This is a genomic window from Oscillatoria sp. FACHB-1407, from assembly GCF_014697545.1.
Classification (GTDB): domain Bacteria; phylum Cyanobacteriota; class Cyanobacteriia; order Elainellales; family Elainellaceae; genus FACHB-1407.
The window spans coordinates 1-12286 of record NZ_JACJSA010000053.1 but is presented as its reverse complement, the minus strand read 5'-3'; the positions used below and the strand labels follow the sequence as shown (position 1 = coordinate 12286).

General features: G+C 45.9%; 7 protein-coding genes. All 7 read left to right on the top strand.

Annotated features, from left to right (window positions below):
• A partial coding sequence (locus H6G89_RS33910; protein WP_190514427.1) for an amidohydrolase occupies positions 1-1454 on the top strand: 1454 nt, incomplete at its 5' end.
• A 171-nt stretch (positions 1455-1625) separates the two neighbouring features.
• Positions 1626-2198 (top strand): DUF981 family protein, encoded by a 573-nt coding sequence (locus H6G89_RS33905; RefSeq protein WP_190514426.1) that lies wholly within the window; start codon positions 1626-1628, stop codon positions 2196-2198.
• 28 nt (positions 2199-2226) lie between these two features.
• Positions 2227-2784, top strand: coding sequence for a cytochrome b (locus H6G89_RS33900; protein ID WP_190514425.1), 558 nt, complete (start codon positions 2227-2229; stop codon positions 2782-2784).
• Positions 2785-3124: 340 nt separating this feature from the next.
• Positions 3125-3325 (top strand): AraC family transcriptional regulator, encoded by a 201-nt coding sequence (locus H6G89_RS33895; protein WP_190514424.1) that lies wholly within the window; start codon positions 3125-3127, stop codon positions 3323-3325.
• 14 nt (positions 3326-3339) lie between these two features.
• Complete coding sequence (locus tag H6G89_RS36540; protein ID WP_190514423.1) at positions 3340-3510, top strand: helix-turn-helix domain-containing protein; 171 nt, start codon at positions 3340-3342, stop codon at positions 3508-3510.
• A gap of 1001 nt (positions 3511-4511) precedes the next feature.
• Positions 4512-7037 carry a sensor histidine kinase gene (locus tag H6G89_RS33885; RefSeq protein WP_190514422.1) on the top strand — a complete coding sequence of 842 codons (2526 nt, stop codon included), beginning with the start codon at positions 4512-4514 and terminating at the stop codon, positions 7035-7037.
• 339 nt (positions 7038-7376) lie between these two features.
• On the top strand, positions 7377-12176 hold the full coding sequence (locus tag H6G89_RS33880; RefSeq protein ID WP_190514421.1) for a GAF domain-containing protein: 4800 nt from the start codon (positions 7377-7379) through the stop codon (positions 12174-12176).
• The last annotated feature ends 110 nt before the right edge of the window (positions 12177-12286 follow it).

The window sequence follows — 12286 nt, the reverse complement described above, 5'->3', positions numbered from 1 at the left end:
CCCCCAACACACCTGTTTTTATTCTACACCTGTACGATCGCGCCCTGCTAAACCGTGCGGCACTACGAGCCGTTGGTTACACCAGGGATACACCAAACCCATTGGGAGGAGAGATTCAACGGGATGGCTATGGCAATCCAACCGGGTTATTGATCGCCAGACCTAATGCCACAATTTTGTACTCCACGTTGGCAAAAGGACCAAAACTACCGTACGAACATCAACTCAACTCAACCCGCCACTTCATGCGCGAACTCAATCGCCTTGGCATTACCAGCGTCATTGATGCTGGGGGAGGCTATCAAAATTATCCTGACGATTATCAAGTGATTGAAGACTTGCACCAACGGGGCGAACTCACCGTTCGCGTTGGTTATAACCTCTTCACTCAGCGTCCGGGTCAAGAATTGGAAGACTTTGCAAACTGGGCGAAAATGGTACAACCAGGTCAAGGAGACGATTTCTATCGCATGAATGGCGCGGGTGAAATGTTAGTCTTCTCCGCCGCAGATTTTGAGGATTTTCTGGAACCTCGCCCCGATCTAGCTGATACATTAGAAACGCAATTAAAGGATGTCGTCACACTGCTAGCACAAAATCGTTGGGCATTTCGTCTTCACGCTACTTATGACGAATCCATCACACGCTTTTTGAACGTGTTTGAAGAGGTGAACCGAGACGTTCCGTTTGATGGATTGCACTGGTTCTTTGACCATGCCGAAACGATTTCTGAACGTAATTTAGAGCGGGTCAAGGCACTGGGTGGTGGTATTGCGATTCAACATCGGATGGCGTTTCAGGGAGAGTATTTTGTCGATCGCTATGGTGCAACAGCCGCCCAGCATACGCCGCCGATCGCCCGGATGCTAGAGATGGAGATTCCCGTTGGAGCGGGAACCGATGCCACACGAGTCGCTTCCTACAATCCCTTTGTGGCACTGTATTGGCTGGTTAGCGGTAAAACGGTGGGTGGAACTGCACTTTACCCAAATCAAAACCGTTTAGACCGGATGGAAGCCTTGCGGCTCTACACGGTTGGCAGCAGTTGGTTCTCGTCGGAGGAGGGTAAGAAGGGGGCGATCGCTCCCGGTCAACTAGCAGACTTAGCCGTACTTTCGGGCGACTACTTCTCTATGCCAGAACAGCAGATTAAGAGCCTGGAATCAGTATTGACGATTGTGGGAGGTAGAGTGGTTTACGCTGCACAGGAATTCAGTGACCTTGACCCACCCTCTATCCCGGTTTTACCAGAGTGGTCACCTGTTGCCACTTATGGCGGTTACTATGCTGCACCTGTCCCTGTGCCTGTGGCAGCAAAAGCACTTCATTTATGCACAGCTCTCTGTAATCACATTCACAAAGTAACCTGTCGCTCCACAGGTTCTGCACTCAATACCGCAGGTTCCTTGTCTAGTTTCTGGGGCGGTATTGGTTGTGATTGTTTTGCCTTCTAAATCAGTTCTTTACATAGAAGCCTGCTATGGCTTTCAACGAAAATGATTGCATTGCAATTATCCCCAGGTTTCTAGTTGCTACCAATCCTGAACACAATCGTAGCAACAGCACAATTTACGTCGTCACAATTCGCAAAACCTTCTCGTTTAGATCGGAACATCTAATTACTTATGTTTATCAACTACATCCCACTAATGCTGATCAACATGGTTGTTGGTTTTATCCTTTTAGGAGCCTTTGTCTACTCTGGTTTAGATGGCAAGGATGCAAAGCAATGGGTTCCTGGTTTTGGAATGACAGGTGCGATCGCTCTCACAACTGGGCTTCACATGATTTGGCATTGGACACTTCCCGGTAGCTATAACATTGCCTTCGGTGAATTGTCTGTCCTATTTGGTATCACTTTTCTGGGCGCATCATTGGCACTTGCCCTCGGTTGGAGTTTGCTGACGGTAACAATCTACTCATTTTTTGCGGGAATAGCTGCGATCGTAATTGGCTTTCGCATCGTCAATTTAGGCATGACAAACCAACCTATTTTGTCTGGTACTGGCTTTATTATTTCTGGATTAGCCGGAGTTTTGGCTACACCCGCTCTTTATTGGAAGCTGAATTCTCACCTCCGCCTAATTGGTGCAGTTATTCTCATCATAGCGGCATTGATTTGGGCATACATAGGATATCTCGCCTACTGGGGGCACTTAGCAGACTACTCGCAGTGGACACCCTCTTTAATACAGTGAAAACTCAAGTAGAAAAGGAGTTTGCTCCATGAGCGTGTTGGCAAAACGGATATCTGCTCTGTCTAAACAACTGTGGTCTTTACATTGGCTTATGGCAGTTTGTCTACTTTGTGTTTACAGTGTTGGCATTTTCACGGCTCATGTTTGGAGTGAAGCACCGTTTATCAGTGAAATGATTACCTTTCACAAATCAGTAGCAATGCTGGTTTTAGGGTTGCTAATCGTGCGAATCGGGATACTAATCAACCTATCTTGGCAAAAGTATAGTCACCGTCAGCCGAGATTCACAAGACATTGGTTACAGACAATCGTACTGCATACAGGGTTGTATCTGTTCATGGTTGCAGTGCCGATCAGCGGCATCTTCTACTCCAACACTAACGACCGCAATGCCGTTTTCTTTGGTTTAACATTACCGCGTTTGTTTGGTGTAAACGAATCTATTTCTAAGTTTTCTCACGATTCACACGTTTGGTTTGCTTATACATTCCTTGCTTTCATTTTTTTGCATTTGCTTGAGCAGCACAAGTTTATTCAAGGCAAATTGCGACGTTTTTTCAAATCCAAAACAGTAGGTTCAAAGTGAGGAAAAATGGAAATTCAAGCTCTATCACATTACCTCCCACCATATTTGAGCGGCTTTGCAGAATGGGGACTGCTTGTCCTTCGGCTTGTTTGGGGTATTGCTCTGGTACAGCATGGACGGCTGAAGATAAAACATCTATTTGATTGGATGGATATCGAAGCCAGGAAGCATTCAGGGTTTCCAAGATTTGTACAAGCGATCGGAGCCATGCCTTTCAAAAGTAGACGGGTATGACTCCAAAAAATATCAGATAAGCCAGGTGTTAAACCCTCTTTGTTTCCCCAGCTATTCAGATTAAAGCTCATTTCCCCTTCACCGAATCTTGCCTTCACCATAATCTATGAATGCACCAACTACTCAAAATAAATTGCCTTCATATACGCTGCAACGAGTCATTAATTACATTAGTCAAAATCTTCATCAAGAAATTCAATTAGCTGATTTGGCTGAAGTTGCCAAAATTAGTCAATTTTATTTTTGTCATACATTTAAACAATCTACAGGCATTTCTCCTTACCAATACTTGACTCGGCAGCGATAGAACGAGCTAAACGATTGTTACAGGATAGCGAAACGGCAATTGCTGAAATTGCATTAGAGTGTGGTTTTGCTAATCAGAGCCAGTTCACTCGGCGGTTTCAACAGTTTACTGGACTGACACCCAAGGTTTACCGAGATCAACAGAAGCTACTCACTTACTATGCTTCTTGTAGTAGTGCAACTTGACTATCACAAACGCGATCATCACTAGCAATCGCCTCTTCAAGGATTTCATGTCCTGATATGCTATGCATTAACCATATCTTCTTAAACGATATAACCGCTGCAAGTCAATGACTGCACACTAAGGGACAAAGCTTTTCGGAAACGTAACGTTTCGCACTGCCCACCGCAGATAACTGCAAGCTCTCACGAATAGTTTTATGGCGATCGATGTGCTGAGAGCATTAAACTGTAAATCTTATCTTGTTCTAATAGACGAATTAAAATCTTATTGATGTTGAGGTTCTGCCGCAAAAACTTCTTAGTGGCAAATATTCTATATTGTTTGCACTGTCTTAAGCGTCTGACTGATTGGCAAAACTCCTGAAACGTACCATTTTTGTTGCTGACACTTGTTCCCGTGGTTCTGCTACTTATGTTTAGCAGACAGAGTCTCCTCTGCAACATTTAAGGCAAAGTCCTGAAACGAGATTTGTCAGCCAACCAGCTTAAGCGGTAATTCCAAAAAGTGCTTCAATAAGGTTTTTTGCAAAAAAATTATTGGCAGTCTTCACCTTCGTTACAACTACCTCGCTTTGACTCCATCTTGCTAACGTAAGGGTGGGGAGTGCGACGATTTTTTTTCAACACCCATCGATTGATCCTGGAGTAATCCACTTCAATTCTAGGCTAGTTCTGATGTCTTGGAGCGTAACAGCAATGCATACCATCGCAAAAGGTATCACCGCTTAAACAGCCAAGGGGTAAACATAAAAGGAGCCGTAGGTAAGCATAGGCTCCTACCCTACCATTGGTTTAATTTTTCGACACAACTCATGGGAGATCGCCTAATTCTGCATCTAGAAAAATTATACTTAGAGATTATATTTAGGCACAAGACAAGCTGTTGGAGTACTCTTTGTTCATGTTGATTTCTCGGTACTGCACTTAGTATTTGCAGCTTATCCAGAAGGCTTTTTGGGTTCCCTTGACCGACTTCTCAAAGTCCCTCCAAGGTTCAAACAATGATAGCAATACTTCTTAACTATTTTGACAGCTTAGCATTCATTCCTCATGGACATTGTTACCTCTGGAAACCGGGGCTGGTCTGGTTACATGTCTTATCAGATGGAGGCATTGCTTTTGCCTATTTCTCAGTTTCCGTAGCATTGGTTCATATTGTGCGTCAACGGCAAGATTTTCCCTATCCCGGAATTTTGCAACTGTTTGGGGCATTCATTATCGCTTGCGGAACAACACACGCTATGGAGATTTGGACACTCTGGCATCCAGATTACTGGGCTTCAGGATTACTCAAATCAATTACAGCTACTATCTCCTTATTAACAGCAGCAACGCTAGTTCCAGTCATTCCCGAAATCTTATCCCTACCCAGCCGTAGCGAGTTAGAAGCCGCCAAAGCACAATTAGAAGAGCTAGTATCCGATCGTACCCGATCGCTGCGGCTTAGCGAGGAACGCCTACAACTAGCTGTACAGTCCGTGCAGATGGGGGTTTGGGAGTGGGATATAGTCAACAACCAATTGCGCTGGGACGATCGCACCTGTGAACTCTTCAACATCAAATCATCAGAGGTTAGAGGCTATGAAACATGGGAATCGGTTATCCATCCTGATGATTTATTGAGGTGCCGTGCTGTACTACAGCAGGCATTGATTGACACTACAGACACTAGTTTAGAGTTTCGGACAATACAGGCAGATAACACGATTCGTCATCTTGAGTCTCATTTTCTAGTGCAACGTGATTCCCAAGGGCAAGCCCTTCGGATGATTGGGGTGAATCTGGACATTACAGAGCGAAAACAGGCAGAGGCAGTATTAAAGCAGTCTGAACATGATCTACGCACCATTTTCAATCGGCTGTATGATGCAATCTTCATACATGATTTAAGTGGTGCCATTCTTGACATCAATAACCGGGCACTAGAGATGTTTGGAGTCAACCGAGAGCAAATGTTGAGCTTTTCTGTTGCCGATCTTTCAGCTTCTAATGCTCCAATTGAGGAATTGCCGTATCTTTTTCGACAAGCTAATGCAGGTGAAGATTTGCGATTTGAGTGGCCGTCTATTCGTCATCCTAACAAAACCATTTTTGATTCTGAAGTCACACTTAGCAGAGCAACCTTGAATGGGCGGGAAATTTGCATTGCCACTGCGCGTGATATTAGTGATTACAAAGCTGAACTTCGCAAACGTCAGCAAGCAGAAGCTGCTCTACAACAACTAAACCGGACTCTTGAGCAACGGGTACAAGAACGTACCCAGGCTTTGCAACAGCAAGCAGAACAGGAACGTTTGCTACGATTGATTATCCAAAATATTCACCGCTCTTTAAACTTGGAGGAAACCCTAGCAACCGTGCTAAACAAAACCCGCGAAACACTCCAGAGTGACCGGGTTGCCATTTACCAATTCTCCTCGGGTCAGAGTATTGAATTCGTAGCGGAATCAGTTGCAGAGGGAGGAGTCCCATTAATAGAGAAGGATGTTCAAATTCTGTGGGAGGACGCTTACCTGCTGGAGAAGCAGGATGAACAACTACAAAATAACATTCCCATTGTCGTCAATGACATCTATGTAGCTAAACACAGCAGACATCAGATCAATCAATTCGAGGTCTTTCAAATTAGAGCCTACGTAATTATCCCTGTGTTTTTCGATGGTCAGCTTTGGGGGCTCTTTACAATCTACCAAAATTTTATCCCTCGTGGATGGCAAGTCTGGGAAGTAAGTTTGTTGCAACAAATTGTCGTTCAAACTGCGATCGCTCTGCGCCAATCTCGCCTCTATGAAGCAGCCCAGGAACAGGTGCATGTTCTAGAGGAACTGAGTCACATGAAAGATGATTTCCTGAGTACGGTTTCCCACGAGTTGCGATCGCCTCTGACTAACATCAAGATGGCGATTCAAATGATTCAGTTGAGACTGGATCAACAGCAGATTAACGACGAACATTTGATGCGCTACGTTCAGATCCTTGAGGATGGGTGTACACAGGAATTGAACCTTGTTAATGACTTGCTTGACCTACAGCGATTAGAAGCAGGAGTAAAGCATCAAGAACTGGAGCATATTGATCTGAACTATTGGCTCCCATCTATTGCAGAAGCTTTTGAATCCCGTGTTCAACAACAGCAACAGCAACTGAATATCGATATTCCACAAGGATTACCATCTGTTGTGACGGATTTAGCGGGATTAAAGCGAATTCTAATGGAACTGCTCCATAATGCCTGCAAATATACACCTCCTCATGAGGAAATCACGCTTGCAGTGCAAGTTCAAGACGCAATGCTACAAATTCAAGTCAGTAATTCTGGAGTAGAGTTACCACCTCAGGAATTGCCGCGTTTATTCGAGAAGTTTTACCGCTTCACCAGTGTTGATCGTTGGCGACACGGCGGGACTGGATTAGGTTTGGCATTGGTAAAACGTTTAGTTGAATATCTACAGGGATCAATTCAGGTAGAAAGTGCCAACTCCCTAACCTGTTTTACAGTTCAACTTCCACTGAAGATTGAATTTTAGGGTTTTTACAAGCCAGAACGCCGGATTGAAAGAATACTGGCCTACTACACCATTCATTTGCCAACTGCACCACATTTCCTGCTCACTCACAGTTGCTTAGCGCGATCGCATAGCAGCTTATCCCTCAAACATTAAATGAAATGGCCAGGATTGCTCCTGATGAGGAAATTATATCCAGGCAGAAAAAACTGCAAGTTTTCAATAACGTTATTGAAAGGTAGTTTGAGAAACCGTAGACCTATCAGACAAGCTGAAGAAGGAATTAACCCTTGAACTCCTTCCAGGATAATTGCTTTATCCTGAGATAAATCTCGCTTCAAAATAAACTAGAAGCTAGTTATGGATACAGCACCAAATAAGCTCCACGATCGCCTCGCTGCCCTAGAACAAGAAAATGCCAGACTGCGATCGCGCCTTGAGTCGTGCGAACGTTCCTACACAGTTTCACAAGCAGAAGTTGCCAGATATCGACAACCCAAACAAGATGAGCGAGAACCAGTAAGGCAGACAGAACCCGATGAGTGGGTCTCTACTTGCAGTTCTTCTTTAGAGCACCACCTGTTAGAAACGACCGCAGAAGTTGCTCGTGTGTTATTAATGCTCATGCCTTTGAATGCGGCAGTCAATACTGCTTTAAGAATGATTGGTGAGGCATTAGACACCGATCGCATTAACGTCATAGAGAATTTCGACTCGTTCTGCGATTCACCCTTCCCAAGCTGGAGAGCGTTGGAATATGAGTGGACTTCACCAGGAACTGTTCCGCAGCATTCTGATGGGAAAGCTGGACAGGGTAGCTATGAGGAGATTCAGTGGTTGTATGAGCTGTTTCAGCAGGGTCAAACGGCAAGTTACATCATTGATGAAGCTCCAGAACCCTTTCGTAGTGAGCAGATGGCGATTGGGATAAAGTCTACCCACCTTGTTCCCATTTTTGTAGAGGGGCAGTGGTGGGGAGTCTTGGGTATAGATGACTGTCGCGAGGTGAAACAGCGCAGTGCTGCCGAACTCACTGTTTTGAAAATTGCCGCTGATTGCATTGGCAGTAGCATTGAGCGCGATCGCGCTCAACAAGCTGTCCTACAAGCTGAACAGGAGCGGACACACAGTGCTACAAAGCATTCGCAAGAACTCGAACGAATCAATACTGAATTACAACAAATCCTTGATCGCCTTGCTGAATCTGAGAAACGCTATCGCACCCTGTTTGAACTCAGTAGTGAAGGCATTGTGCGTTGGGAGTATCAACAACCTATCCCGATTACATTGTCTGTAGATGAACAACTAGAGTTGTGTTATGAGTCTATTCGCATCGCTGAAGTAAACAATGCCCTTGCTCAGATGTATGAATACCAAAATGCGGAAGACTTAATTGGATTAACACCAAAAGAATTTCACGATCGCAACTCCGATGTAACACAAGCCGCGATGCGAGCCTGGATTGAAAATGGCTACACCTGCCAAAGTCTAGAAACTGAGGAGATTGACAGCTACGGACGCAAGCGATACTTCCTCAACAGTGCAGTTAGCACGATCGAGAATGACTGCGTTACAAGTACCTGGATCAGCCAGGTTGACATCACCGAACTTAGAGAAACTCAGCAAGCTCTTCTACAAACGGAACAAGGGCGGGTCACGGAATTAGCAAAAGCGAACGAAGCACTTGCGCGCACCTCCCAACGCTTGTCAGAGCAACCTGACCTCTCTGCTTTTTTGAGCCATGTGGCACTGGAGGCGATCGCTCAACTGGATGCTGATGCTGCCATGATATCGATGCTAGACGAACAGCATCAAACACTACGGGCTGTCGCTCATGTGGAGCAAGGGCGGGTTGCGTCTGGTCTGGGAGCAGAGATGCCTATCAATGAAGCTGAATTTGTTAACCTGCTTCTAGAAACACGCAAACCTCGCTACTTTGACCTGGAGCGAGAAGCCCACCTGTTTTGGCCTGGGGCGATCGCCTATCATCAACAACGCCATCATCAAGCCGTCATTGCTGTGCCTTTATTTGCAGGGGCAGAATTTCTGGGTCATTTGGGACTAGCATTTACCCATACAAATCCAATCAATGAACAGAGCAGTGAGTTGTTGTATGCACTAGCTCAACAAGCCGCTTTATCCATTCAATTAACACGATTGGCAGAAGAGGCAAAACAAGCGGCGATCGCCCGTGAACAGGAAAAAGCCGCACAAGAACGAGCCGCTGAATTGGCAAAAGCAAATGAGGCACTCGCTCGCGTCTCTGCACGTCTGGTTGATCAGCCTAACCTGGCGAACTTCTTAGAGCAAGTTGCCATTGAAGCAATCACTCAATTAGGAGCGGCTGCTGGACATTTGACAGTTTTGGATGAGTTGTGTGGAGTTCTACGAACCGTTGCATTAGTTGAACCTGATGGTGTTGTACCCGTATCACCCATAGCAGCAGAAATGCCTGTGCAAGATGCTCAATGCATTCAACTCTTAATTGAAACCCGTAGACCTCGATTCTTTGACCTGGTAGAAGAAGCTCATCTGTTTTGGAGTGGATCAATTGAGTATTTGCGACAACGCAATTGCCAAGCCGTACTATCAGTTCCACTATGTGCAGGAGGCAAATTCTTAGGGCATTTAGGGCTTGCCTTTACTCGCGCCGATCGCATTACAGAACAAGGCTCGGAATTATTGCAAGCCCTCGCGCATCAAGCGGCTCTAGCCATTCAACTGACACAATTAGCAGAAGAAGCAAAACAAGCCGCGATCGCCCGTGAACAAGAGCAAGCCGCACAAGAACGCGCAGCAGAACTGGTAAAAGCGAATGAGGCACTCAAGCGATCGCTCGATTCCCTTGCTTTAGAACCCAGTCTCGACAAATTTTTAGGACAAGTACTGACCGCGATTTCAGAACAACTGCAAGCTCCCCAAGTTGAGTACTGGTATCATCCAACTAAATATTGCTTCCACATCGGGTTGATAGTTCAGCAAGGTGCAATTTATAGCAGGTCTGAAATTGCACAAATCTATCCTGACCATCCGGGTATTGTGGGTGCGCCAATTCCCCAAGAAGCACAAGATCAACCGATTCACCAGTACAGGGAATACTTTATTCGAGACAATTTTGACATACCTCTATTTCGAGAACATGCAGAGCGTTACGCTTTAGGGTTGTACCAGGAACTGACTCTGCCGCTAATACTGGGAGAGATGAACATCGGGATGCTGGTGATTCGTCTTCCTCGCAGTTATCAGCTTAGCAATCAGCAGATTGAACTCGCTCAAGCGTTAGCCCATCAGGCAACGCTGGCAGTACGGCTGACACAACTCACAGAAGAAGCCAAACAAGCTGCGATCGCCCGCGAGCAAGAAAAAGCAGCGCAAGAACGGGCTGCTGAATTAGAAAAAGCCAGCATCGCTCTTCAACAAACCATTGATGCCGTGGGTCAACTCGAACAGTTAGACGCGCTTCTGCCTGAGGTGCTGAGAATTGTCGTTGCAGCCTTTGGTGCTCGTAGTTGTGGCTACTTTGAGCATCCAACCGATGAACGCATCTATTTGCGGTATTGGTTCCATGAAGGAACCGTGTATAAACCTGAACAGTTGTTAGCTCTCAGCGATCGATTTATACTCGCACGGTTCCTTGCTCAGGGTTTCACAGTTCCGATTGAATACCTTGGAACTTCCCATCGTCATCGGGACCGTGCAATCGTTCTTGATCACCTCAATGGAACTTGCGTTCCTGAATTTGATGCCTTCGCCAAACAACTGGGTTGGGGCGGAGAACTCAATGTTCCGCTTGTATGTAATGGAATAGCACTCGGTGCACTAGTTATCTATCGAGAGACACCTGTGTTTACCCAGGGCGAAATCACACTAGCTGAATCGCTTGGCAAGCAAATTGCGTTGGCAATGCAAACGAGCCAAATTGCCGAGCGCGAACGTGAAATCGCGATCGCTCGCGAACAGCAAAGAGCAGCACAAGATCGGGCAACAGAGCTGGCAAAAACCAATGATGCTCTCAAACACAGCCTTGACCGATTAGCCCAGGAATCTAACTTAAATTCTTTTCTAGGACATGTTCTCACAGAGATAGCTAATCAGGTACAGGCAACGGTGGGGCATATCTTTCTGCTCAATACCGAGACTAATGAATTGAAACTATGCTTAGAAATCCAGGACGGGCAGCTTTATTCGCAAGCTAGACCGGATGAACCCGTTCTGTTTCATTCTGTTTTCCCAATGGATATTACCCCCGTTTTTGAATTCCTTTGCCAAAAGCGCACTCTTGCGTCCCTAACCGCAGGAGAGTTTGAAGGCATGGAATGGAGTGGGGTTTTGGAGTGGATTGAGCGAGAAGGATTTACCGAAGCCATTGGTTTGGCATTGATTGTAGGAGAGCAACCCGTTGGATTATTAGGGTTGGCATTTCGCAATCAGTCAAGCCTCAAGCCAGAAGAAGCAGAACTAGTTCAGGCACTTGCTCATCAGGCAACCTTAGCGATTCAAATGTGCTACCTAGCCGAGCAAGCCAAACAAACGGCGGTATTAGAAGAACGGAACCGCATGGCTCGTGAAATCCACGATACGATCGCCCAGGGCTTAGCAGGCATTCTGATTCAACTCCAAGCCGCAGAAGACACTGACCTGACAGATGCAGGCGATCGCCAGGCTCATATTGCTCAGGCGCGTCATTTAGCCGCAGCAAGTCTCGCCGAAGCGCGTCGCTCAGTCCGAGCATTACGTCCCCAAGTGCTGGAAGAAACCAACCTGGCAGGTGCGCTCACAGGTTTGATGCGGGACCTAACTTCCAATACCTCGTTACAAGTGACCTGTCGGGTTCAGGGCACTCCCTATGCTCTTCCAACAGAAATAGAAACCAATTTGTTGCGAATTGCTCAAGAAGCAATTAATAATACTCTCAAACATGCTGAGGCGACTCATATCCAGATTGAACTCAGTTACCAGCTCGATCACGTTCAATTGCAAATCCAAGATAATGGACAGGGTTTTGATTACGACCAGATAATCAATCTAGAGACATCTAAAAAGGGTTACGGCTTGATCAGTATGCAGGAGCGATCGCAACAAATTAGCGGAAATCTAACCATCGCGAGCCAGCCTGGAGAGGGAACAGTCCTGACGATTGTTGTGCCATTGACGCTATGAGTGCAGAATCATCCATCCGAATTTTGATCGCAGACGATCATCCGGTTGTGCGACAAGGACTGGCGGCGATGATTGGACGTAAGCCAGGGATGACGGTTATTGCAGAAGCC